The sequence below is a fragment of the Halomonas cerina genome, assembly GCF_014192215.1.
Taxonomy (GTDB): domain Bacteria; phylum Pseudomonadota; class Gammaproteobacteria; order Pseudomonadales; family Halomonadaceae; genus Halomonas; species Halomonas cerina.
The window spans coordinates 246,239-271,064 of the sequence record NZ_JACHXP010000003.1; the positions used below are offsets into that span (position 1 = coordinate 246,239).

Below are 24,826 nucleotides of genomic sequence, written 5' to 3' on the forward strand. Positions count from 1 at the left end.
GTGCCGGGCATCGAGTCCGGGGGCGATGCCGTTCTGGGGCGGCGGATTCGCCAGGCGCGATGCTTTGCGCTAGGGTGAGGCTTTTTGCTAGCGGAGAGAGACCATGAGTGGCCCCGGTGAACGGATCCTCGAGCCCCGAAACGGCCAGCCAGCCGATGCCTGTGTGATCATCCTCCACGGCCTGGGGGCCGATGGGCGCGATTTCGAGCCGCTGGTGCCGGCGCTGTCGCTGCCGGCCGATGCCGCGGTACGCTTTATCCTGCCCCATGCGCCGCGCCTGCCGGTGACCATCAACGGCGGCATGGTCATGCCGGCCTGGTACGATATCCAGGAGATGAACCTTGATCGCCAGGTCGACGAAGCCCAGCTCAAGGCCTCCGCCAAGCGTATCCAGGAACTGATGGACGCCCAGGTCGACCAGGGCATTGTCGCCGAGCGGATTATTCTGGCCGGCTTTTCCCAGGGCGGCGCCGTGGCCTATCAGGCGGCGCTCAGCTATCCCCGCCGCCTCGGGGGGCTGCTGGCCCTGTCCACCTACTTCGCGACCGCCGACAGCCTCGACCCCGCTGCGGCCAACCGCGACCTGCCCATCGAGGTCCATCACGGCAGCTTCGATCCGGTGGTCCCTGAGGCGCTGGGCCGAGCCGGCTACGAGCGCCTGCTGGCCATGGGCTATCCGGCCCACTACCGCCGCTATCCCATGGCTCATGCCGTCTGCCCCCAGCAGGTGGCGGACATCGGCCGCTGGCTGAGCGAACGGCTGACCCGCTGAACGGCGTGCCCGAGGCCACGCCTATCCTGATCAATCTGTCGGGCCGTGGTGACAAGGACACCGACTACGTCGCCGACCGGCTCGCGCTCTGATGGGATCGGACCGTGTATCATGGCCGAACCTGGAGTAGGGTAAGGAATAGAGGGTGGAAGATCCACTCGTGACTCGAGGCGGCAAACCCCAGGGTGGGGCATGGCACGAATCAGGGATATGTGGCGAAACCGACGGAGGGCGCGCACCTCGGACGAGGATTCTCTCGCCGATCGGCTGCTGGCGCATTTCCCCGGTACGGTGATGGTGGTGGATGCCCACGGCGTCATCCTGCGGGTAGGGCCAGGCGTAGAGCGCCACACCGGCCATCCCGCCGAACAGTTGCTGGGCAAGCGCTTCACCCTGCTGGACATCGATCCGCTGCGCGGTGATCTCGCCCGAGCACTGCGCCACTGTGTGGTCGGTGGCCGGGAGTGGCAGGGCGTGCTGCTGTGTCGTCGTGCGGATGGCAACCTGACGTATCAGGACACCTTGATCCAGCCACTGCCCCATGGGCCGGGTGACACCCTGCAGCTTTTGGTGACTCAGCACGACGTGACCGAGCTTCGCCGTACGGCGCAACATGACCATGCCCTGCTGGAGCGGCTGCAGCGTAACGTGGCGAGGCTGCCCGGGGTAGTCTTCGAGCTGCGGCGTGAGGCGCAGGGGGATCTGGATTTCCTGTTCATCAGCGAGGGCCTGACGGCCGTGTGCGGGCTCTCGCCCCAGGCCGTCATGGACAGTTCTGCACGGTTGCTGGACCTGGTCCACATCGATGACCGCGAGGTCCTGATCACCTCCTTGATCCAGTCAGCGGTAAGCCTGTCGTCCTGGCGGCTGGAGTTTCGTCTCGACGTGGCGGGGAATACACGGTGGATAGAGGGGCGGGCCCTGCCGCGTCGCCAGCGAGACGGTAACACCCTGTGGGACGGTATGCTGATCGACGTCTCCCGCCGCAAGCAGGATGAGCAGCGGGTCCAGCAACTGGTCAGCACCGACATGCTAACCGGGCTTTTGAACCGTCGGGCGTTCTTCGACCATGGCGAGGCGATATGCGCGCATGCCGAGCGTCAGGGGCGCTCGGTACCCGTGGCGATGCTCGATATCGACCATTTCAAGGCGCTCAACGATACCCATGGTCATGCCGCAGGCGACCTGGCCTTGCAGACCTTCGCCGCGACCTGCCGTGACTGTCTACGTCCCTATGACCTGCTGGCACGGATAGGCGGCGAGGAATTCGTGATCATGCTGGTCGACAGCTCGGCGGAAGAGGCATGGCGTATCCTCGAGCGCCTGCGGGCCTCCGTGGCCGCCACCGAACTTGCCGTGGACTGCACAACCCTGCGCTTCACGGTCAGCATCGGCCTCACCTTCCTGGCGCCGGGCGCCAGCCTCGAGGCGTCGCTCGCCCGGGCCGACCTGGCACTCTATCAGGCCAAGCACGAGGGGCGCAACCGCATTGTCGGTCCCCATGACATCCATGCCCCCGACAGCTCCGAGGTGTCGGCCTGAGGCGGGAGGGGTGGTGAAACGGACAGGATGGGGGCAGGATAGGGGAACCGAGAAAGGCACAACAAAGGAGAGCTCCATGGGACTGTCGGAAGACTTTCGCCTGCCGGTGGCCTGCCCGAGCTGCGGCAGTCACCTGATGCGGGTGTCCAGCGTCAAGAATCCCGATGACCAGGTGCACTGCGCCTCCTGCCATCGTTTCATCTGCCTTTGGCACGAAGCGCAGACGGTACTGAGGAAGGGGCCGGGGGACGAGAGCGAGGCGCTGATCGAGAAGGCGGTCAATCGCTTCGACCGCTGAGTCGGCGTGTCGCTGTCGGGCGAACTCTTCCCGGCCAGCCTATTGGTGATCCTGGCGGTGGCCTGTCTCCTCGACCGCCACCTGGTGCGTGCCTGCCTGGCCTTCATCGCCTTCGCGCTGCTGATGGCGCTGGCCTGGTGGCGGCTCGATGCGCCCTGGCTGGCGCTGGTCGAGGCCGTGCTGGGCGCGCTGCTGACTGGCATGGCCCTGTTCCACGGGCTGGGCCGTCTGGGTGGCCAATCTTCTCTTCCTTCCCGTGACCGCGAACGTCGGCCTCGCCGCCAGGTCATGGCACGCTGGCCGGCGGCCCTCGTCTGGCTGGCCCTGGCGGGGGCCGCGGTGTGGGGGGTGACGGGGAATGGTGAACTCGCCGCGTCGGCCGAGGTGTCGCGTCGTCCGCTGCTGGCCGCGGGGCTGGCCATCATGGCGCTGGGCCTCTGGGCCTTCGCCCACCACCTTCACCTGCTGCGTCGCCTGTTGGCCTTCAACGTGCTGGGCTCCGGGGTCTTCCTGCTGCTCGCGGGGTTGGCCGGGCCGGTGGTCGAGGTCCAGGGGCTGATCCTGGTGGGGCTGGTGGTGGCTCTGGTCGGTTCGGTACTCGGCGCAGCACTGCTGCGTCGCCTGTATGCCCTGGACGGCCGGGTGACCTTGGGCGACGGACCGAAGAGTATTCGATGAGCGCGTCACTGGACGCTTTGTTGTGTGTCCAGACGACGGTGCTGTGGCTGGCACTGCTGGCCCCATCGCTGCTGGGTCTGTGGGCGTGGCGCTTTCCTCCGCAACGCATGCTGCCGGTGCTGCTGGCGGGTCTCCCGTTGCCGCTGGCGACCCTCTGGCTGCTGCATCGCGTCTCGGTCGGTGGCGAGTTCGAGGGCGCATGGTCTCCCGGTGGGTTGCTGCTCCACTGGCGCCTTGACGGCCTGGCGGGCCTGCTGTTGCTGCTCACTCAGCTGCTGCTGCTGGCCAGCGCGACCTATGCCGTCGGCCACCGTCGAGCCACCACGTTGGCCGAGTGCGCCTTCGCGGGATTCTGGCCGCTGCTGGGGGGCCTGGCTGCGGCGCTCGGCCTGATCTGGGTGGCCGCCGACCTGCTGATCCTCTATGCGGCGCTGGAGCTGATGGGGCTGTGCGCCGTGGGCATGATGCTGCTGCCCGGCAAGGGGGAGGCGCTGGTGGCGGGTATGCGCTATCTGCTCTATGCCCTGGTAGGGTCGCTGGCCTGGCTGCTGGGTGTGGCGCTGCTGCTGGGGAGTTCGGGGCGGCTGGACCTGGCGGGTCTGGCGGCCACCACCGAGCCGGGGCCGGTAACCGGCATCGCCATGGCGCTGTTGGCTACCGGCCTGCTGCTCAAGGCGGCGATCTTCCCGCTGCACGGCTGGCTGGCGCCGGTGCATGCCAGCGCCTGGCCCTCGGTGAGTGCCCTCCACGGGGCCCTGGTGGTCAAGGCCTCCTTCTTCATCCTGATGCAGCTGTGGCAGCGGCTGATGCCGGAGGCGGTGGCTGCGGCCTGGCTGCTCGGGCTCCTCGGCAGCCTGGCGGTGCTGTGGGGCGGGTTGCAGGCCTGGCGGGCCAGCGACCTCAAGCAGATGGTGGCCTGGTCCACGGTGGGGCAGCTGGGCTATCTGATGCTGGCCTTTCCGCTGCTGGCCGGCACCTCGGTGGCGGTGGCGACCCTGGCCTGGCAGGCCACCTGGCTGCAGCTGGCCGGGCATGCCCTGGCCAAGGCCGCCATGTTCATGGCGGCCGGCAACCTGGTGCTTTCTGCCGGCGAGAGTCGCCTTACAGGCCTGGCGGGGGCCAGCCGACGGCTACCGCTCCCGCTGATGACCTTCGGCATCGCCGCCGTGACCCTGATGGGACTGCCGCCCAGCGCCGGTTTTACCGCCAAGTGGCTGCTGCTGCAGGCGGCCATCCTCGCCGGGCAGTGGCTGTGGGTCGCGGTGCTGATGGCCGGGACCCTGCTTGCCGCCGCCTATGTGTTCCGGGTCTTGCGCTGCGCCTTCGTCGAGACCGCACCCTGCCATGAGGTCCGGCCGCTACCCGCGGGCATGGACCTGATGGCTCTGCTGCTGGCACTGGGGGCCTTGGGGCTGGGGCTTGGCGCCGAGTGGCCGCTGGCCCTGCTGCGTGAGGGAGGCAGGCCATGAGCGGGGCGCTTATTATCCTGGCCACCCTGGGCACGTCGCTGTTTACCGCGGTGATGATCTTCTTGCTGCCGGAGCGGGCCTTTCGGGCGCGCACCGGCCTCAACCTGGGAGCGGCCCTGGTCAAGTTGGGCCTGGTGGCCTGGATGGTCTGGGGACTCAGTCGCGGCCGCGAGTACACCCTCGCGTTCCCGGTCCTGGAGGGACTGGCCTTCGTGCTGCGCACCGACTCGCTGGGGATCATGTTCGCGGGGCTTTCCTCGCTGCTCTGGCTGTTCACCACCGTCTATGCCATCGGCTACCTGGAGGACTCGCCCAACCGCAAGCGCTTCTTCGGCTTCTTCAGCCTCTGCGTGGCCAGCACCTTGGGCATCAGCCTGGCCGGCAACCTCTTCACCCTCCTGGTCTTCTACGAGCTGCTGACCCTCTCGACCTACCCCCTAGTGGTGCATCGGGGAACCGCGAAGGCGTTGGCGGCGGGCAAGGTCTACCTGCGCTTCACCCTGCCCGCCGGGCTAGTGCTGATGATCGGCATGGTGGCCTTGCATGCTCTGGCCGGGGATATCCGCTTCGGCCAGCAGGAGATTCTCGCCGAACTCGCCCCCGGCCGACGTCCGCTGCTGGTGGGGATCTTCTGGGTGCTGATCGTCGGCTTCGGCGTCAAGGCGGCCCTGGTACCGCTGCACGGCTGGTTGCCACGGGCCATGGTGGCGCCGGCACCGGTCAGCGCCCTGCTGCATGCGGTGGCGGTGGTCAAGGCCGGTGCCTTCGGCATCGTGCGGCTGGTCTATGATATCTACGGCGTCGAGCTGAGCGCCGAACTCGGACTGCTGCACGGCCTGGTGGCCGTGGCCTCGGTGACCATCCTTTACGGCTCGCTGCGCGCCTTGGCCCAGCAGGAACTCAAGCCGCGGCTGGCCTACTCCACGGTGAGCCAGGTCTCCTACATCGTGCTCGGCATCGGCCTGTTCGGCCCACTGGGCACTATCGCCGCCCTCTCTCACCTGCTGCACCAGGGCCTGATGAAGAGCACTCTGTTCTTCTGCGCCGGCAACTACGCCGAGGAGCTCGGCATCCACCGCATCGACGAGCTCGACGGCGCCGGGCGACGCATGCCGCTGACTAGTCTGGCCTTCAGCGTGGGGGCGCTGGGCATGATCGGCGTGCCACCGGTGGTGGGCTTTCTGAGCAAGTGGTACCTGGGTACCGGGGCGATCCAGGCCGACATGCCCTGGGTGATCGTCGTGCTGTTGGCCAGCAGTCTGCTCAATGCCGCCTACTTCCTGCCGATCCTCGGCCGGCTGTGGTTTCGCCCCGGCCCCGATCACGGCGTGGGAGAGTGGCCGGCGGAGCGTCGCCCGGTCCGGCTGGAGACCCTTGCCTGGCTGCTGGTGCCGGCGGTGGCGACGGCGCTGTTCAGCCTGATGGCCGGCGTGCTGGCGGGTATGCCCTTCAGCCCGCTGGAGTGGACGACCCGAGTGGTCAACACGGAGTATCTGCCATGAGCGATGCGCTCTTTGCCCTTGCGCTGCCGACCGCGCTGCTCTGGCCACTGGTGCTGATGCTACGGGTATCGCTGACGGTGGCCCGGACCGAGCGCGGCCAGCCGCGGGCCCTGCTGGATGGGCTCTGGTGTACCGCACCGCTACCCGCCCTGGCGCTGGCCCTGGGAAGCGACGAGGGGGCGCTGGCGCTCGACTGGTGGCTGCTCGGCGGGCGCTGGATGCTGGACGGTACCCGGGGTCCGCTACTGGCCTTTACGGCGCTGTTGTGGCTGTTGGCGGGGGGGTATGCCCGGGGGTACCTGGCCGGCGAGCAGGCCAGGGCGGTAGCCGGTGACGGGGCGGCCGAGGTCCGGTTGACGCGCTTCGCGCTGCTCTGGCCGCTGACGCTCTCCGGCAACCTGCTACTGCTCGTCGCCGAGGACATCGCCAGCTTCTACCTGGGCTTCGCGGTCATGACCTTCGCCGCCTACGGCCTGGTGGTGCACGCAGAGACCCGGGACGCCCGCACCGGCGGCCGGGCCTACCTAGTGATGGCGGTGTTGGGCGAGGGCCTGATCCTGGCCGGGCTGCTGTGGGGGGCGGGCAGCGCCGGCACCACCATGCTGGATGGACTGCGCGAGGGCATGCTCGAGGCGCCAGGCGGTGCCTGGATGGGCCTGTTGTTGTGGCTTGGCTTCGGGGTCAAGGCGGGGGTGGTCGGGCTGCACTTCTGGCTGCCGCTGGCCCACCCGGTGGCGCCGACACCGGCCAGCGCGGTGCTCAGTGGGGTCATGATCAAGGCGGGCCTGGTCGGCTGGCTCTCCACCCTGCCGCTGGGCGAGCCGACCGCCGGCGAGACCTTCGTCTGGCTGGGGCGGGCCATGCTGGTGGCCGGCTTGGCGGCCGCCATTGGCGCGGCCCTCTATGGGGTCTGTCAGCGTCACCCCAAGGTAGTGCTAGCCTACTCCAGCGTTAGCCAGATGGGCATGGCCACCGCCTTGGTGGCCATGGGGCTCGTCGCGCCGACACTCTGGCCGACGCTGTCGGCGGCGGTGGTGCTGTTCGCCGCCCACCACGGCCTGACCAAGGGGGCGCTGTTTCTCGGGGTGGGCATCGGCAAGCATCCGCCACGCCTGCCGACCTGGCTGCTCTGGACCCTGCTGGCGCTGCCGGCGCTGTCGCTCACCGGTGCCCTGGCCTCGGGGCTGGCCGCCAAGTGGGCCGTCAAGGCGGTACTCTACGACGGCGGATATCCGACCATGGTGACCGGGTTGAGTCTGGCGGCGGTGGGGACCACGGCGCTGATGGCCCGCACCCTGTGGTGTCAGTGGCAGGGCAAGGGACAGGCGCGCGAGGAGGGTCTCGAGCCGCTGATGTCGCCCATGCCGCTGGCCTGGCTGGCGACCCTGCTGGCCGCGCTGACTCTGCCCTGGTGGCTGGGCGGTGAGCTCATGGTCCGCGGCTGGCCACCGCTCGATGAACTCTCCGGGCTGCTGTGGCCGCTGGCCCTGGGCCTGGTGGGGGCGGTTACGGCCTGGTCCGTGGCACGTCGTCGCCCGCTGCGGCTCACCTGGCGGCTGCCGCCCGGGGACCTCTGGTGGCCGCTGGTCAGGAGCGGGCAGCGGCTCCGGACGCGGGCTCAGGGCAGCCTGGACCGGCTCGGCAGCGCGCAGGGCGCCTGGGTAGCCTGGTGGGTGGCACGGGAGCGCGACGCCATCCGGGCGCTGGACGGCATGACTCGCGGCGAGGGGTGGCTGCGCCGCCATGCGGCGGTGCTAATGATGGGCTTGGCCGTGGGACTGGCCCTGCTGAATGTGTTCGCTCCGGCCTGACCCGCCGGCAAGGGCGACGAGGCAGGCCGGGCGGGGAAGGTCAGCGGGTCAGAGCAACTCCTCGCCGGCCAGCGCCAGCCGTGAACGCTCCACGCTCTTGAGGGTGACATGGCCAGCGTGGGGCCAGTCACGAAAGTGCTGGACCACGGCGGCCATGCCGCAGGTGTTGGCGGTCAGGTAGGGGGTGTCGATCTGGCCGACGTTGCCCAGGCAGACGATCTTGGTGTTGCGCCCGGCCCGGGTGATCAGTGACTTGAGCTGCTTGGGAGTGAAGTTCTGGGCCTCGTCGATGATCAGGAAAGTATCGTTGAGAGTGCGGCCGCGCATGAAGCCCGGGGCGCGGATCTGCACCCGTGATCCCAGCAGCTGGCGGGTCGCGCCATGGTCCCAGCTGCTCGCGCCATCCTCATCGCGCAGCAGATTATCCATGTTGTCGTGGAAGGCGCCCATCCAGGGCGACATCTTCTCCTCCTCGGTGCCGGGCAGAAAGCCGATGTCCTCGCTCATGGAGATCGGCGCCCGGGTGAAGACGATGCGCTCGAAGCGCTTGGTGTCCAGGGTCTGCTGGAAGGCGGCGGCCAGGGTCATGAAGGTCTTGCCGGTGCCGGCGCTGCCGGCGATGGTGACCAGGTCGATATCGTCGTCCATCAGCAGGTTGAGGGTGAAGTTCTGCCGGCTGTCATGGGCGTGCACGCCCCACACACTGGTGCCGTGACGGTAGTTGGTCAGAAGCTCCAGATAGGCATGCTTGGGCCCCACCTCGCGTACGATGGCCTCGAAACTGGCCCCGTTGTCGCTGTCGGAGACCAGCATGCCCAGGTGCCACTCGCGGGGGATGTCGCCGGCCAGCCGGTAGATCACCTTGTCGTGCTCGCGCTCGACGCGGACGTCTACCGCCAGGCTGTCCCAGAGCCCGCTGCCGTCGTGGCCGGCGTCCGGATAGACCCGCGCGCCGTTGATCATGGCGTCGCTGTCATCGAAGGCGCGGTCGGTAAGGTAGTCCTCCACCGGCACGCCCAGGGCCGCCGCCTTGACGCGCAGGTTGATGTCCTTGGTGACCAGGATCACCGAGGCGTCGGGGCGCTCGTCGCACAGCCGGCAGGTCTCGGCCAGCAGCCGGTTGTCGGGGCTCTCCTCGAGCGGGTCCAGTGGCTTGAGGTCGTTGTAGCAGAGGAGCCTCAGATGCCCCTCGGGGCCGGTAAGGCGCGGGATGGGGATGCCGTCGCGGATCTGATCGAGGTCGACGTTGGCGGTCAGGTCCGAGAGGGTGCGGCTGACCTGGCGGGCGGAACGGGCGATCTCGCGAATGCCGTTCTTGTGCTTGTCGAGCTCCTCGAGCACGGTCATGGGGATGACCACTTCATGCTCGTCGAATTGATAGAGGGCGGCGGGGTCGTGGATCAGGACGTTGGTGTCCAGCACGTACAGTCGGGTGGCCTTCTTGTCGATGCGTACCATCGGCGCAGCTCTCCTGATGATCACGAGTCAGACGTCAACGTGACGTCTCGATGTCGACACTGTCAGCGCGTGATGTCAGTTCGTTGACAAGGCGACGGTGTCGTCGGGCTCGGTGGGGCGCTCCTCCTCTTGTGTTGTTCTGACATTCGACAGGCGGCGGCTCCTGAGGTGCCGCCTGTTTTCGAGCATGAGCGGTGCGCGCCTATGCTGCAATGCATCATGCTGACGAAGCCTCAACGCTGGCTCAGCGGATGGTCTCGGTTTCGCGATAGACGCGCTCCAGGTCCAGGCTGGAGTGTTGACCCAGATCGTCGAAGTGCTCGGCGAGCCAGGCCTCGGTGGTCGTGCGCCCCAGGTCGTGAAGATGACACAAGAAGGCCCATTCGGCGTTGAGCTTGCTCGATACCGAGAGGTGCGACAGGACCTCGTCACCGCTGAGGTGGTGCAGGCGCGCCTCCTGATAGCAGCCGATATCGATGTCGTGATCGCCCAGCAGTTTCTGCAGCATCACGATCGTCCGCACTTCCTTGATCAGGGCCGTGTTGAAGGTGATCTCGTTGAGGCGGTTAAGGATCTCGGCAGCCGTCTGGGGCACCTCGCTGCGGTACATCGGCGTGATCTGCACCAGCAGGATGTCCCCGGCGCTGCAGTCGTAGAGCAGCGGTGTGAGCGTGGGGTTGCCGGTATAGCCGCCGTCCCAGTAGGCCTCGCCGTCGATCTCCACGGCCTGGAAGACGGTGGGCAGACAGGCCGAGGCCATCACCGCGTCGAGGCTCATCTCCTCACGACGGAACACCCGTTGCTTGCCGCTGCGCACGTTGGTGGCCGTGACGAAGAGCTCGAGATCCTGGCAGGCCCGGACCCGCGCGAAGTCGACGCGGCTGGCGACGATGTCGCGCAGCGGGTTGACGTCGAAGGGGTTGAACTGGTAGGGCGAGACGAGCCGGCTCATCAGGTCCATGGCGAGGTAACCGGGCGAGTAGTCGAGGCTCCAGTTGCCGGTCAGCATGTCCAGCGGGGTGCGGCGGATGGGGCTGGCCATGCCGGCCCGGCTCACCGCCTGCCAGAAGTCGCGCAGGGCCTGGCGCGCCGTGTGGCGGTCGCCGCGGGTCAGGGCATCGGCCATCACCACCCCGTTCATGGCCCCGGCACTGGTGCCGCTGATGGCCTCGATCTCGATGCGCTCGTCTTCCAGCAGCCGATCCAGCACGCCCCAGGTGAAGGCGCCGTGGGCGCCGCCGCCCTGCAGGGCGAGGTCGATACGCTTCTTTTCCGTCATGTTCGCTCCCTTGCCAGGCTGCCTTGATGCATCGCAGCATCAAGGCAGCATAACGCCCGACGCAGGAAGCGACCAGCCGCAGGATGTCTCGGGGTGGGGCAGCCTGGCCCTGAGCCTATTTGCGTTACCTGCCGCCGCTGATTAGTTTCAAGAGTGGGGCACACTCACGTCATGATCCTTGGAACCTCGCTCTCCTCCAAGCGAATCAGAGGGTAACGACAATGAACATGCAACTTGGCAAACGCCTGCTGATCGCGACCTGCGGTCTGTTGTTGACGACCACGATGGCCGCGGCCCAATCCACCACCTTCATCACCATCGGCTCCGGTTCCACGTCCGGCTTATATTATCCGACGGCGGTCGGCATCGCCAAGATACTCGGCGAGGCGGATGTCGGCCTGCGCGCCAACGCTCGCTCCACCGGTGCCTCGGTATTCAATGCCAATGCCATCGGCGAGGGCTCACTGCAGATGGGCATGATGCAGAACAACATCGCCCATTACGCCTATCACGGCACCGGTGTAAAAGCCTTCGAGAACAACAGGATCGACAACCTGCGCGGCCTGATCAGCCTGTACCCCGAAGCCATCCATATCCTGGCGCGGGAGGATGCCGACATCGAGACCGTCGCCGACCTGGCCGGCAAGCGTGTCTATGTCGGTGATGTGGGCTCGGGCACCGAGCAGGATGCCATCAACATCATGGAAGTGTTCGGTGTGAGCCTCGATGACTTGCAGGCGACGGTGCGTGGAAGCTCGGGCGATGCCGTCGGCCTGCTACGTGACGACAAGATCGCCGCGATGTTCTATACGGTGGGGCTGGGCTCGGCCGCGATTGTCGAGGCGGCCCAGACGGCGCCTGTCACGGTCATCTCGATCGCGGAAGATCCCCTCGCCCAGCTTCAGGACGAGTATGGTTTCTATACCCCCTTCACGATTCCCGGCGGGACCTACCCCGGTGTCGACGAGGACGTGAAGACGGTGACCCTGATGGCCATGCTCGGCGCCGACGCGGCATTGCCCGAGGAGGATGTCTACACCTTCATGAACACGGTGTTCAACGAGCACCTGGACGCCTTCTATAATGATGTCCAGAACCCCAACCTGGACGAATTCTTTACCGTCGAGAAGGGGATGGAGGGCATGTCCATCCCGCTGCATCCCGGCGCGGTCAAGTTCTTCAAGGAGCAGGGCGTCGAGATTCCCGATAACCTGATGCCGTCCGCCTGAGCCGCGGTCACCGCCATGCCCCACTCGCGGTGGGGCATGGCGGTGGCGAAACGGTCCCGGCACGGGTCAGGGGAGCAGGGAACGATGGCCGAGCAGCCCACCGAAGGCGGCGTCGGACCCGAAAAGGGGAGCGCCGAGGCACAGCGGGTCATCAAGGCGAGCGAATATGGGGCGCGAGCGCCGCGGCGGCCGTGGCTGCGCTGGCTGCTGATCCTGATCGCGGTCGGCTGGAGCCTGTTCCAGCTTTACGCGACCTACTCCGGTGCCATCAGTCCGCAGAAGCTCGGCGCCATTCATCTGGCCTTCGGCTTCGCGCTGGCGTTTCTGGCCTATCCCCCCAAGCGGGGGGCCGTCGAGCACATTGCCTGGTACGACTGGCTGCTGGCCATCGCCGGGATCGCCACCGCGCTCTATATCGTCGTCAATTATTACAATCTAATCGCGGTCCAGGGAGGCCTGCCGCTCACCCGCGATGTCTGGATGGGATCGGTCCTGCTGGTCATCCTGGCGTGCGCCGCCGCGCGTATCGTCGGCCTCGCCCTGCCGACCATCGCCGGTCTCGTCATCCTGTATGGCATTACCGGGCCCGCTGGCATCATCCCGCTGACCCCGCCCGACGTGATCTTCCTGCACAATGGCTATGATTGGCCACAGATCATCCAGCAACTCTATATCACGACCGAGGGCATCTGGGGCACGCCCATCCAGGTGTCGGCGTCCTTCGTGTTCCTGTTCGTGCTGTTCGGGGCGCTGCTGGACCGGGCCGGTGCGGGACAGTATTTCGTGGATCTGGCCTACAGCGGTCTCGGCGCCTATCGCGGGGGGCCGGCCAAGGCCGCGGTGGTCGCAAGCCTCTTGACGGGCATCGTCTCCGGCTCCTCGACCGCCAATACCGTGACCACGGGCACCTTCACCATTCCGCTGATGAAGCGGATCGGCTACCCGGCCGTCAAGGCCGGTGCCATCGAGTGTGCGGCATCCACCAATGGCCAGCTGATGCCGCCGATCATGGGCGCCGCCGCCTTCATCATGGCGACCTTTTTGAACCTTCCTTACTCCCAGCTCATCCTCTATGCCTTCGTACCGGCGTTGCTGGCCTATATGGGCCTGGTATTCACCGTGCACCTGGAGGCGCTGAAGCTCAACCTGGCCGGTGTCCCCAGGGCCGAACTACCGCCCTTCTGGCCGACCTTCTTGAAGGGCGCCCATTACCTGATCCCGGTGGCCTTCCTGCTCTACGAGCTCATGTGGGTCCAGCTCACCCCGGAACGTAGTGTGCTGAACGCCTTGGTCGTGTTGATACTGCTGATCCTCGCCCAGGAGGCCTGCCGTGGTGTGCGCGCCAGACACGGGGGGTGGAGGGGAGGGATGCGTGGCCTGTGGCGGGGGGGCCACCTGGTCTTCCAAGGGTTGGAGCAGGGGGGACGCAACATGACCACCATCGCCATCGCGACCGCGGCCGCTGGCATCATCGTCGGCATGGTCACCATGACCAATCTGGGCTATGGCCTGACCCAGGTCATCGGCGTGCTCTCCCAGGGCCATATCTGGCTGGTCTTGATCCTGGCGGCGGTGACATCGCTGCTTCTCGGCATTGGCCTGCCCACTACCGCCAACTATGTCGTGATGGCGGCGCTCGTGGCGCCGGTGATCGCCAACCTGGCCGGCGATATCGGCATGGCCGTACCGATGGTCGCCATTCACCTGTTTGTGTTCTATTTCGGCATCCTCGCTGATGATACCCCGCCGGTGGGGCTGGCGGCCTATGCGGCTGCGGCCATCTCCCGGGCCGACCCGGTACACACCGGCGTGCAGGGCTTCATCTATGACCTGCGCACCGTCATTCTGCCGTTCATGTTCTTCTTCAATCCGGAGCTGATCCTGCACGTGGAGAGCTGGTACCGGGGCGTCTGGGTCGTCTTCACTGCGGCGACCGGCATGCTGGCCTTCGTCGCCGCGACGCAGGGCTATCTGGTAACCCGGATGCACTGGTACGAACGCCTGCTGGTGCTGGGGGGTGCGCTGATGATGATCAAGCCGGGGCTGACCACCGACCTTCCCGGACTGGCCCTGCTGGGGCTGGTGTTTCTCTTTCACCGCCATCGCTCCATCGCCGCCGGTGGGCCCTCGTCCCTCTTCGGCCGGGGCAGTTACCCGGCGGCGCAACACAGCGACAGAAGCCCCCCTCGGTCGCGGCGATGAACCTGACCGCGGAGGCACACAGCGGCAGGGGGGCGCGTTCCCGGATGGCGATGTTCCCGAGTGGCCCCGCAAGGGAGTAGAGGCCGGTGTCGTCCGGATGGCCGGTACCTTCAGCGGACGTCGATCACCACCCGGTCGCCGTCGAAGCACACCGGCCAGGTGCGCAGCTTGACGGCATCGTCCTCCAGGCACTGGCCATCGGTGAGCCGGAAGTGCTGCTTGTGGAGCGGCGAGGCCACCACGGGCTCGCCTTGGATATCACCGACGATGCCGCGGGCGATGACGTTGGCCCCCGAGAAGGGATCGCGATGGTCCACGGCGTAGAGCTCGGTGGCGTGGCCGGCCTCTGCCGGCGTGTTCGGGCCGCAGGGAAGATAGAACAGCGCCATCTGGACCGGCCCCTCGCTCGTCTCGATCCAGGCGGCGACGCCGGAGAAGGGCACCAGATCGGCCTTGTTACACAGGGTCTGCCAGGTCTGGGTCATGGTCGGGGCTTCTGCGGTTGCGGTGGTCATGGAAAACTCCTCTGGTTGACGATTCTGCCGGAACAGGGCCCGAGGGGCCTGCCGAAGGAAGGTGGGAGTCAGTAGGTCGGATAAGCCGAAGGCGCATCCGACGTGGCGGAGACGCTGTCGACCTGGTCTGTCGGGTGCGCTCGCAAGCTCGCTTACCCGACCTACACGACTCGTATCGCTTTTCCTCTGGCAGGGGCAATGTCAGGCGGGCCGCAGCTGTCCACGCTCCTCGGTGACGATGATGTCCGGATCGGGGCGTGCGTCGTTGACGAAGCTGCGAAAGCGCTTGAGCTTCTCCGGATCCTGGATGGCATCCGCCCACTCGCACGCGTAGTTGTCGATGACGGTCTGCATCTGCGCCTCGAGCTCCTCATTGATCCCCAGGCTGTCCTCGAGCACCACCTCCTTGAGGTAGTCCAGGCCACCTTCGAGGTTCTCGCGCCATACCGAGGTGCGCTGCAGGCGGTCGGCGGTACGCACGTAGAACATCAGGAAACGGTCGATGATCTTGATCAGCTGCTCGTCGTCCAGGTCGGTGGCGAAGAGCTCGGCGTGGCGCGGGCGCATGCCGCCGTTGCCGCACACGTAGAGATTCCAGCCGTGCTCGGTGGCGATCACCCCGACGTCCTTGCTCTGGGCCTCGGCGCACTCGCGGGTGCAGCCGGAGACCGCGAACTTGAGCTTGTGCGGCGAGCGCAAGCCCTTGTAGCGGTGCTCGAGCCGGATCGCCATGCCCACGCTGTCCTGCACGCCGTAGCGGCACCAGGTGCTGCCCACGCAGGACTTCACGGTGCGCACCGACTTGCCATAGGCGTGACCGGTTTCGAAGCCGGCCGCGATCAGCTCGCCCCAGATGTCGGGCAGGTCCTCGAGGCGGGCGCCGAACAGGTCGATGCGCTGGCCGCCGGTGATCTTGGTGTAGAGGTCGTACTTCTGGGCCACCTGGCCCAGCACCACCAGCTTGTCCGGGGTGATCTCGCCGCCGGCGACACGCGGCACCACCGAGTAGGTGCCGTTCTTCTGCATGTTGGCCATGAAGGTGTCGTTGGTGTCCTGCAGCGGGATATGCGCGGCGTCGGTGATCGGCTCGTTGAAGCAGGAGGCCAGGATCGAGGCCGCCGCCGGCTTGCAGATGTCGCAACCCAGGCCCTGTCCGTGCTTGCCGATCAGCTCGCCGAAGGTCTTGATTCCCTCGACGCGAACGATGTCGTAAAGCTCCTGGCGGGTGTGGGCGAAGTGCTCGCAGATCGACTGGTCGACCTCCACGCCGCGGGCCTCCAGCTCGTGGTCGACCACGCTCTTGAGCAGGGCCGCGCAGCCGCCGCAGCCGGTGCTCGCCTTGGTCTCGGCCTTGACGGCGCCCAGGTCGGTGGCGCCGGCGTCGAGGGTCGCGCAGATCGACCCCTTGGTGACGTTGTGGCACGAGCAGATGGTCGCGCCCTCGGGCAGGGCGTCGGCGCCCAGGGTCGGCGCCCCCTCGGTAGCGGGCAGGATCAGCGCGGCCGGGTCCTCGGGCAGCTCCAGGCCGTTGCTGTAGTACTGCATCAGGGTGTCGTAGGTGGCGTTGTCGCCCACCAGCATGGCGCCGAGCAGCTTCCTGCCGTCGCTGGAGACCACCAGCTTGCGGTATTCCTGCTTGATCTCGTCCAGGTAGCGGAACAGCCGCGCGCCGGGATTCTGGTTGCCGTGGGCGTCGCCGATGGCGCCCACGTCGACGCCGAGCAGCTTGAGCTTGGTGCTCATGTCGGCGCCCGCGAAGGTCAGCTCGCCACCCAGCAGGGTGTCGGCGGCGGCCTTGGCCATCTGGTAGCCGGGGGCCACCAGGCCGAAGATGCTGTTGTTCCACAGCGCCACCTCGCCGATGGCCAGGATCGCCGGGTCGCTGGTCAGGCAGCGGTCGTCGATCACCACGCCGCCGCGCTCGCCCATCTCCAGGGCGGCGTCCCGGGCCAGTTCGTCGCGGGGACGGATACCGGCGGAGAACACGATCAGGTCGGTCTCCAGCACCTTGTCGTCCTGGAAGACCATGCGGTGGAAGCTGGCCTCGCCGTCCTCGATATGCTGGGTGGCCCGGCCGGTCAGCACCTGGACGCCCAGGGCCTCGATCTTCTCGCGCAGCAGCTCGCCGCCCTCGGCGTCGACCTGCATCGGCATCAGGCGGGGGGCGAACTCGACCACCGCGGTGTCGAGATCGAGGCCGCGCAGGGCGTTGGCGGCCTCCAGGCCCAGCAGGCCGCCGCCGACCACCACGCCGGTGGTGGCCGTCTCGGCCGCGGCGCGGATGGCATCGAGGTCGTCCAGGGTGCGGTAGACCAGGCAGTTGTCGCGGTCGTTGCCGGGAATCGGCGGCACGAAGGGGTAGGAGCCGGTGGCCAGCACGACCCGATCGTAGGCGTAGCGGCCGGCCTCGGTGACCACCTCGCCGGCATCGCGGTCGAGGGCGGTCACCGCCTCGTTCAGGCGCAGCTCGATGCCGTTCTCGGCATAGAGGTCGGCGTCGCACATGGCCAGCGACTGGGCGTCCCGACCACTGAAATACTCGGACAGGTGGACGCGATCGTAGGCACGGTGACGCTCCTCGCCGAAGACCGTGATGCAGTACCGATCGGTGGCACCCCGTTCGATGAGCTGCTCGACCAGGTGGTGGCCGACCATGCCGTTACCGATGATGATCAGGTGGTGTTTCTCGGAATGGGGCGTGTTCATGCGGCCTCCTTCTCGGGGCTATCGGTGTCTCGGAGAGGGGTCTCGTGCTCGGCGAGCAGGGCCTCGACGTCGGCCTGGCCGAGGGCCAGGGCCTGCCGGGCGGCGTCCAGTCGGGTGCCGGCCCGGGCCTGGGTGAAGAGCCAGGGCCCCATGGCGGTGTCGCCATAGAGCACGGCACCCTCCAGGCGGCCGTCGCGCAGCAGCAGGCGGCGGTATTCGCCCTGCTGCGGGTCGTGATAGGTCAGGGCCTCCTGGCCCGGCGCGGCCTCGGTGGGGCCGAAGGCATAGAGGGACACGCCGCCGACCTTGAGCTTGGTGGCCGTCGGGGCGTCAACGAAGCCCGCCGTCGCTTCCCCGGACAGGTGACGGGCCAGCACCTCGACCTGCTGCCAGATCGGCTCGACCAGCCCGAAGGTGCGGGTCCCGACCTGGCAGCACTCGCCGAGGGCATGGATGGCCGGGTCGGAGGTGGTCAGCCAGGCATCGACCCGGATGGCGCGGTCGCAGGCCAGGCCGGCCTCCCGGCCGAGCTCGGCGTTGGGCGTGATGCCGGCGGCGATGACCACGCGATCGGCGGGCAGTCGCTCCCCCGAGGCCAGGCGTGCGGCCGCGACATGGCCGTGGCCGTCGTCCTCCAGGGCGGCCAGTTCGACGCCGGTGGCGATCTCCAGCCCGCGGCCCTCCAGCTCGCGGCGCAGCAGCGTCGCGGCGGTGGCATCGAGCTGGCGGTTCATCAGGCGCTCGCTGCGCTGGAGCACGCGAGCCCGCATGCCGCGCTGACGCAGGCCCTCGGCGGCCTCCAGGCCCAGCAGGCCGCCGCCGACCACCAGGCCGCGGCCACCGCGCTGCGCGGCCTCGGCCAGGGCCTCGGCGTCGTCCAGATCACGGAAGCCGCCGACGCCGGCCAGCTCGATGCCCGGCACCGGCGGCAGGGAGGTACGCGATCCCGTGGCCAGTACCAGCCGGTCATAGGCGATGGCCTCGCCGCGTTCGGTCAGCACCCGGCGCCGGGCTCGGTCGATCCGGGTCACCCGCTCGCCGAGCCGGGTGCTCAGGGCGATGCCGGCCTGGCCGGCGATCTCGGGCAGGCGCAGGTCGTCATGGGTCATGTCGCCGGCCAGCCAGGGCGAGAGCAGGATGCGGTTGTAGGCCGGGCAGCGCTCCTCGCCGATCACGGTGATGCGGCGCGGCGCGGCGGCCTGGCGCACGAGCGTCTCGACCAGGCGCTGGGTGGCCATGCCGTTGCCGACGATCACCAGGTGCTCGATGGGATGCTGGGGCGAGACGGGTCTGGGAAGGGCATCGGGGCACATGTCGAAACCTCCTGAAACGCGAAAGACGCCTCGGCACCCCCTGGCATCGGGGGCGCGGAGACGTCTTCGTCTGGAATTCGGTGGGCGATCGCCGTTGATCGCGAGGGAGAGGCCTGGGGGCCCGCTCCGGTTACTTACAGGCTTTCAATTACCGGGCCAATTCTTGGTTCGTTTCAATAAAATCAAATAATTGTATCCATCGTGGCGGACGGCGGCGGGATGCCCGCCGCCGCTCGGACGGGTCTTATGCACGCTCCTGGTGCGTGGCGGCATCGAAATGCACGGGGCTGTAACAGGCCGACAGTCGGGCGGGGGCCAGCCGGCCACCGCGGGCCCGCAGCGCCTGGTCGAGGTGGGCGGCCATGGCGGCCATGGCCGCGGGGGAGGGGCGCAGGTCGCCGCCGAGCCGTTGGCGTGCCGGGCCCGTGTCGGGTGCCAGCGTCTCGAGATGGCTCACGGCCCGGTCCAGGTAGGGCGGCAGGGCCAGCCAGTCGCGTGCCTGGCGGGCATGCTCGGGCGAGGCCCCGAGCCAGTCGGCGGCCCCGGTCAGGCCACGGATCAGGGCGGCGAGAGTCGCGGGGTGGCGCTCGGCCCAGGACGCGGTGACCCCGAGGACCTTCTCGGGGTGGTCCGGCCAGAGCTGGGCGCCGGTGGCGACGATGCGACCGCCTCCCCGGTGCTGGGCCAGGCTGCCCCAGGGCTCGCCGACGCAGAAGCCGTCGATCTCGCCGGCCTGCATGGCCTCGACCATGCGTGGTGGCGGCAGCACCGCCAGCTCGACATCGCGGTCGGGGTCGATGCCGCCCAGGGCGAGCCACTGGCGCAACTGGTAGTGCTGGCAGGAGAAGGGGTAGACCATGCCCAGGCGGGGCCGCCGCTCGGGGTGGTCGGTGAGCCAGGCGCCCAGCGCCCGGGCGCTGTCGGCCGGCGCATCGCGGTAGTCGGCGCCGCAGCGCTCGGCCAGCGTACGGGACAGGGTAATGGTGTTGCCGTTGCGGCTCAGGGTGATCGGCGCGAGGGTGTCGCAGGGGGCACGCCCCAGCCCCAGGCTCATGGCCAGTGGCAGCGGGGCGAGCATCTGGGCGCCGTCGAGCAGGCCGGCGGCGACCTTGTCGCGCAGCGTCGACCAGGCATTCTCTCGGGAGAGCGTGACCTCGAGTCCCTCGGCGGCGAAGAAGCCGCCCTCCCGGGCGATAATCGGCAGGGCCGCGTCCAGCAGCGGAACGAAACCCAGCGTTAGCCGTGTGAGCTCAGCATCTTGCAATGGGGTCATGAGCCTTTCTCCAGGCGTTCGAGGATGTCGATGACGCTGTCGGCGACGGCGGCGATGCGCTGGCCGCGGTCCATGGCGAGCTTGCGCAGCATGCGATAGGCCTGTTCCTCGTCGCAGTCCTGGTGCTTCATCAGCAGTCCCTTGGCGCGCTCGATACGCTTGCGGTCGGCCAGCTGGTTACGGGCCTTGTCGAGTTCGCGGCGCATCGACTGGAAGGCATCGAAACGGGCGATGGCCACCTCGATGATGGCTTTGACCCGGCCAGGCACCAGGCCGTCGACCACATAGGCGCTGACGCCGGACTTCAACGCCGCCTGCATGGTGTCGGGGTCGTGCTGGTCGGCGAAGAACACCACCGGGCGGGGATTCTCGCGATTCAGTACGGCCATGCTGTCGAGGGTATCGCGGTCCGGGGACTCCATGTCGATGATCACCACATCGGGCTGGTGGCGGGCGACCATCTCGTTGAGGCTGGCCGGGCTCGGCAGGCGACAGATGACCTGGTGACCCTCGTGGATCAGGGCTTCCTCGACCATGGCGGCCCGTACGACCTCATCGTCGACGAGCAGGACCTTGAGTGGTGGTGGCATGGTGTTGGGCTCGTGATATTGGCGGTGAATGTCTGGCAGGTTTCATGCAAGGAATGTTCCAGTGCCTGGCGGGCGATAGGGGAGGTGCACTACGAAAGGGCAACGGCGCCACGTCGTGGCCGTTGGGTGCCGACCTGCTCCCCAGGCGGCTGTCCGACCCCCTGGCGTGGGGAGCGGTGCAGCCTGCCTTCCTCTGGTGCGAAAGCCGCGTCAGAAGCGAGGCCATGGTGCGTTATATCCCTACCGTCTTGATCCGGCGGCCCACTGTCGGTCGCCGCGAGGCCCCTCGCCATGGGCAGGAGGCCGTCCTCGGGTAAGGCATGGCATATGGATTGCATGAGATTGAATAAGTGAGATTGTGGCAATACGTGGTGGCAGCTCAAGCCGGGAGCCAACGTGGGGTCCCGCAATGAGCCACCCGGCAACATGACAACGGCGTCCAGCCTCGGGAACCTGCGGGTCACCGAGGGTGGGCGCCTTTTCTTTTTGCACAACCAATGAGGTATGCCATGCACCAGGCCCGAACGACTTGTCCCTACTGCGGCGTCGGCTGTGGCGTGCTGGCTCACGTCGATGACGATCGCCTGACCGATGTGGAGGGCGACGGTGACCATCCGGCCAACTACGGACGGCTATGCGTCAAGGGCTCGGCGCTCGCCGAGACCCTAGGCGAGCATGGCCGCCTGACCCGTCCCCGGGTCGACGGCGTCGAAGTCGACTGGGACACCGCGCTCGACGCCGTGGCCGAGCGGCTGCAGGCCACCCGCGATGCCGCCGGCGACCAGGCCGTGGCGGCCTACCTGTCCGGCCAGCTGCTCACCGAGGACTATTATGTCGCCAACAAGCTGTTCAAGGGCTTTATCGGCACGCCCCACCTGGATACCAACTCGCGGCTGTGCATGGCCTCGGCGGTGGCCGCCTACAAGCGCTCGCTGGGTGCCGACGCCGTGCCCTGCAGCTACGAGGACCTGGAGGAGGCCGAGCTGGTGGTGCTGGTGGGCTCCAACCTGGCCTGGAACCACCCGGTGCTCTACCAGCGCCTGCGCACCGCCAAGACCCGCAACCCGCTGATGCGGGTGGTGGTGATCGATCCTAGGGTCACCGACAGCTGCGAGATCGCCGACCTCTACCTGGGGCTTGCGCCCGGCAGCGACGCGCGGCTGTTTAATGGCCTGCTGGCCTGGATGGCCGACAAGGGCAAGCTCGACACCATCTACCTGGAGCAGCACACCCGGGGGCTCGACGAGGCGCTGGCCGCGGCCCGCGAGGACGATTGTACCGTCGAGGCCATCGCCGCCGACTGCGATGTCGACGCGGAGCGCCTGGAGACCTTCTTCTACTGGTTCGCCAGCCAGCTGCACGTGGTGACCCTCTATTCCCAGGGCATCAACCAGTCGTCCAGCGGCACCGACAAGTGCAACGCCATCATCAACTGCCACCTGGCCGGCGGCAAGATCGGCCTGCCCGGCGCCGGGCCCTTCTCGATCACCGGCCAGCCCAACGCCATGGGCGGCCGCGAGGTGGGCGGCCTGGCCAACCAGCTGGCCGCCCATATGGACTATGACTCACCTGGCGCTATCCAGCGCGTCACCCGTTTCTGGAGCAAGGCGTCGTTGACACCGACTCTGCCCGAGGGGCCGGGGCACAAGGCCGTCGAGCTGTTCGAGGCCATCGAACGTGGCGAGGTCCAGGCACTGTGGGTGATGGCCACCAACCCAGCGGTCAGCTTGCCCGACGCCAACCGCGTGCGCGCGGCGCTGGCGAAGTGCCCGCTGGTGATCGTCTCCGAGTGCATGGCCGACACCGACCTTATGCCCTATGCCGATATCGTGCTGCCGGCCTCGTCGTGGTCGGAGAAGAACGGCACCGTGACCAACTCCGAGCGGCGCATCTCGCGCCAGCGCGGGCTGCTGCTGCCGCCCGGCGAGGCGCACCACGACTGGTGGATCATCGCCCAGGTCGCCCATCGCCTGGGCTACGGCGAGGCCTTCGCCTACGAGCATCCCGCCGAGATCTTCGCCGAGCACGCGCGGCTCTCCGGCTTCGAGAACGCGCCCGACCACCCGGGCCATCGTGCCCGGATGTTCGATATCTCGGCGCTGGCCGCGCTGGATCGCGAGGGCTACGACGCCCTGGCGCCGATCCAGTGGCCGGTGACCGCCGACGTCCCCCATGGCACCGCCCGGCTGTTCGAGGATGGTCGCTTCGCCACCGCCGATGGGCGCGCCAGGCTCTTTCCGGTGCGTCCGCGGGGGCCCGTCCAGGCGCTCGACGCGACCCATTCGCTGCGGCTCAACACCGGACGCGTGCGCGACCAGTGGCATACCATGACCCGCACCGGCCGCGCGGCCCGGCTGATGAACCACCGGGCCGAACCCTTCATCGAAATCGCCCCGGAAGATGCCCAGGCGCTCGGGCTCGGCGACCAGCAGCTGGCGCGCCTGACCAGTGCCACCGGCGAGTACCGTGGCCGGGTCCGGCTGTCGCGCGGCCAGCGACGCGGCGAGGTGTTCGTGCCCATCCACTGGACCGATCGCTTCTCGGCCCGGGCCCTGGCCGGCAGCCTGCTCGCGGCCCATGTCGACCCGCTCTCCGGCCAGCCCGAGGCCAAGCACGGCGCCGTGGCGGTGACGCCGCTGGCCACGGCCTGCGAGGCCACCCTGCTGGTCGCGGGGGATCTCGAGGTCAGCGAAACCGTGCGGCAGAGCGCCGACTACTGGACGCGGATCCCGCTGGGCCATGCCGACCGCTGGCAGCTGGCCTGGGGCGAGGGCGAGGCGGGGCTGGCCCGCCTCACCGAGAGCCTGCCGGTGCCGGCCTCGCTGTGGTGCGACGATCCCGCCACCGGCCGCTGGCGGGCGGCCGGCCTCGAGGACGGCCGCTTGCGCTGGTGGCTGATGGTGGGGCCGCCCGCCGAGCTGCCGGGCCTGGCCTGGCTCGACGCACGCTTCGCCGAGGCGGCCGAGGGCCTGCCCCTGGAGGACGGGCGTCGCCGTCGGCTGCTGGCCGGCTGCGATGACGGTGGTGCCGCCAACGGCCCGCTGGTCTGCAGCTGCCACCAGGTGGGCCAGGCCGCCATCGTCGCCGCCATTCGCGCGGGCGACGCCAGCGTCGAGGCGCTGGGCGCGCGACTCGCCTGCGGCACCCAGTGCGGCAGCTGCATTCCCGAACTGAAATCCCTTATTGAAGAAAGTAGCGAAGAGGAGGGGCCCCATGTGCGCTCTGAACAGACCCCTGAAGCCGTTCAAGTTGCTTGACGGCATGCGTCCCTTCGCCGTCTTGGCGCGGCTGGGTGCGGGCGCCACGCGCTTTCTGGCCGATCTCAAGGGCGCGCGGCCTGATGACGGCGCGACCCAGCTGCCGCGGCGCGGCGAGTGTCGCCCGGGTAGCGTCTACCTGGTGGGCGCCGGCAGCGGCGACGTCGAGCTGCTGACGCTGAAGGCGGCGCGGCTGCTCGCCCAGGCCGACGCCGTGGTCTACGACCGCCTGGTCGGCGATGAGGTGCTGGCGCTGATCCCTGCCGGCCGCGAGCGCTACTACGTGGGCAAGGCCCGTGGCCATCACAGCGTGCCCCAGGCCGAGATCGGCGCGCTGCTGGTCGAGCTGGCGGGGCAGGGCAAGGTGGTGGTGCGCCTCAAGGGGGGCGATCCCGGGGTGTTCGGGCGTATGGGCGAGGAACTCTCTGCGCTCGCCGAGGCCGGGGTGCCGGCCGAGATCGTGCCCGGCATCACCGCCGCCTCGGCGGCCTGTGCCGGCATGGGCATCCCGCTCACCGACCGCGCCCACGCCCAGCAGCTGCGCTTTATCACCGCGCAGCTGTGTCGGACGGAAGGAACCCCCGACTGGGCCTCGCTGGCACGCCGCGACGAGACCCTGGTGTTCTACATGGGGCTGGCCAAGGTCGAGGCGATCTGTGCCGGCCTGCGCGGCGCCGGGCTGCCCGACGACTGGCCGATCATGCTGGTGGCCCACGCCAGCCTGCCCGAGCAGGCGGCGCTGACCGGCACCCTGGCCGATATGCCGGAGCAGCTCGCCGCTCACCCGCTGCCGTCACCCTGCCTGATCGTGGTGGGCAGCGTGGTGCGCATGGTCGCAACCAGCCCGGCGGCGGATATCTATACTGACGCGACTCGCTGAGGGGATGTGTCTCCGGCTTGCTTGGGCGGGCGGTGCCGATTGGTTGGCGACT

18 protein-coding genes are annotated in these 24,826 nt (G+C 68.3%); 11 read left to right on the forward strand and 7 right to left on the reverse strand.

Features of this window, described 5'->3' with window-relative positions:
* Positions 1–103 precede the first annotated feature (103 nt).
* The 7 genes from FHR94_RS04500 (at position 104) to FHR94_RS04530 (ending at position 8,072) form a co-directional block, all read left to right on the forward strand.
* Positions 104–772 (forward strand): alpha/beta hydrolase, encoded by a 669-nt coding sequence (locus tag FHR94_RS04500; protein WP_183324420.1) that lies wholly within the window; start codon positions 104–106, stop codon positions 770–772.
* Positions 773–982: 210 nt separating this feature from the next.
* On the forward strand, positions 983–2,314 hold the full coding sequence (locus FHR94_RS04505) for a GGDEF domain-containing protein (protein ID WP_183324421.1): 1,332 nt from the start codon (positions 983–985) through the stop codon (positions 2,312–2,314).
* A 76-nt stretch (positions 2,315–2,390) separates the two neighbouring features.
* Positions 2,391–2,612, forward strand: a complete 222-nt coding sequence (locus tag FHR94_RS04510) for a hypothetical protein (protein WP_183324422.1) — start codon at positions 2,391–2,393, stop codon at positions 2,610–2,612.
* A gap of 6 nt (positions 2,613–2,618) precedes the next feature.
* Positions 2,619–3,290 (forward strand): Na(+)/H(+) antiporter subunit B, encoded by a 672-nt coding sequence (locus tag FHR94_RS04515; RefSeq protein ID WP_343064631.1) that lies wholly within the window; start codon positions 2,619–2,621, stop codon positions 3,288–3,290.
* Entirely contained in the window at positions 3,287–4,759 is a 1,473-nt protein-coding gene (locus FHR94_RS04520; RefSeq protein ID WP_183324423.1) for a complex I subunit 5 family protein, read from the forward strand. Before FHR94_RS04515 ends, FHR94_RS04520 begins: the two co-directional genes overlap by 4 nt.
* Positions 4,756–6,261, forward strand: a complete 1,506-nt coding sequence (locus tag FHR94_RS04525) for a complex I subunit 5 family protein (protein ID WP_183324424.1) — start codon at positions 4,756–4,758, stop codon at positions 6,259–6,261. The genes FHR94_RS04520 and FHR94_RS04525 overlap by 4 nt, the downstream gene beginning before the upstream one ends.
* Positions 6,258–8,072, forward strand: a complete 1,815-nt coding sequence (locus FHR94_RS04530; protein WP_183324425.1) for a complex I subunit 5 family protein — start codon at positions 6,258–6,260, stop codon at positions 8,070–8,072. Before FHR94_RS04525 ends, FHR94_RS04530 begins: the two co-directional genes overlap by 4 nt.
* 48 nt (positions 8,073–8,120) lie before the next feature.
* On the opposite strand, the gene FHR94_RS04535 is transcribed toward FHR94_RS04530, so the two are convergent.
* Together FHR94_RS04535 and FHR94_RS04540 are read right to left on the reverse strand one after the other, a co-directional pair.
* Positions 8,121–9,530, reverse strand: a complete 1,410-nt coding sequence (locus tag FHR94_RS04535; protein WP_183324426.1) for a PhoH family protein — start codon at positions 9,528–9,530, stop codon at positions 8,121–8,123.
* Between the two features lie 244 nt (positions 9,531–9,774).
* On the reverse strand, positions 9,775–10,809 hold the full coding sequence (locus FHR94_RS04540; RefSeq protein WP_183324427.1) for a patatin-like phospholipase family protein: 1,035 nt from the start codon (positions 10,807–10,809) through the stop codon (positions 9,775–9,777).
* Positions 10,810–11,036: 227 nt separating this feature from the next.
* On the opposite strand from FHR94_RS04540, the gene FHR94_RS04545 reads away from it, so the two are divergent.
* Together FHR94_RS04545 and FHR94_RS04550 are read left to right on the forward strand one after the other, a co-directional pair.
* Positions 11,037–12,038 carry a TAXI family TRAP transporter solute-binding subunit gene (locus FHR94_RS04545; protein WP_221188359.1) on the forward strand — a complete coding sequence of 334 codons (1,002 nt, stop codon included), beginning with the start codon at positions 11,037–11,039 and terminating at the stop codon, positions 12,036–12,038.
* A gap of 84 nt (positions 12,039–12,122) precedes the next feature.
* The gene (locus FHR94_RS04550) at positions 12,123–14,240 is read left to right on the forward strand and encodes a TRAP transporter permease (RefSeq protein WP_183324429.1); all 2,118 of its coding nucleotides are present in this window, start codon (positions 12,123–12,125) and stop codon (positions 14,238–14,240) included.
* A gap of 110 nt (positions 14,241–14,350) precedes the next feature.
* On the opposite strand, the gene nirD is transcribed toward FHR94_RS04550, so the two are convergent.
* From nirD to FHR94_RS04575, 5 genes are all read right to left on the reverse strand, one after another.
* On the reverse strand, positions 14,351–14,755 hold the full coding sequence (nirD, locus tag FHR94_RS04555) for a nitrite reductase small subunit NirD (RefSeq protein WP_183324430.1): 405 nt from the start codon (positions 14,753–14,755) through the stop codon (positions 14,351–14,353).
* Between the two features lie 201 nt (positions 14,756–14,956).
* Positions 14,957–17,461, reverse strand: a complete 2,505-nt coding sequence (gene nirB, locus FHR94_RS04560; RefSeq protein WP_183324431.1) for a nitrite reductase large subunit NirB — start codon at positions 17,459–17,461, stop codon at positions 14,957–14,959.
* A complete protein-coding gene (locus FHR94_RS04565) occupies positions 17,458–18,774 on the reverse strand; it encodes an NAD(P)/FAD-dependent oxidoreductase (protein WP_183324432.1) in 1,317 nt (438 codons plus the stop codon). Before FHR94_RS04565 ends, nirB begins: the two co-directional genes overlap by 4 nt.
* A gap of 244 nt (positions 18,775–19,018) precedes the next feature.
* Complete coding sequence (locus tag FHR94_RS04570) at positions 19,019–20,047, reverse strand: CmpA/NrtA family ABC transporter substrate-binding protein (RefSeq protein WP_183324433.1); 1,029 nt, start codon at positions 20,045–20,047, stop codon at positions 19,019–19,021.
* The gene (locus FHR94_RS04575; RefSeq protein ID WP_183324434.1) at positions 20,044–20,637 is read right to left on the reverse strand and encodes an ANTAR domain-containing response regulator; all 594 of its coding nucleotides are present in this window, start codon (positions 20,635–20,637) and stop codon (positions 20,044–20,046) included. The genes FHR94_RS04570 and FHR94_RS04575 overlap by 4 nt, the downstream gene beginning before the upstream one ends.
* Positions 20,638–21,146: 509 nt before the next feature.
* Here FHR94_RS04575 and FHR94_RS04580 point away from each other — a divergent pair.
* Together FHR94_RS04580 and cobA are read left to right on the forward strand one after the other, a co-directional pair.
* Entirely contained in the window at positions 21,147–23,894 is a 2,748-nt protein-coding gene (locus FHR94_RS04580) for a nitrate reductase (RefSeq protein WP_183324435.1), read from the forward strand.
* Positions 23,851–24,774, forward strand: a complete 924-nt coding sequence (cobA, locus tag FHR94_RS04585) for a uroporphyrinogen-III C-methyltransferase (RefSeq protein WP_246389823.1) — start codon at positions 23,851–23,853, stop codon at positions 24,772–24,774. Before FHR94_RS04580 ends, cobA begins: the two co-directional genes overlap by 44 nt.
* Positions 24,775–24,826: the final 52 nt, after the last annotated feature.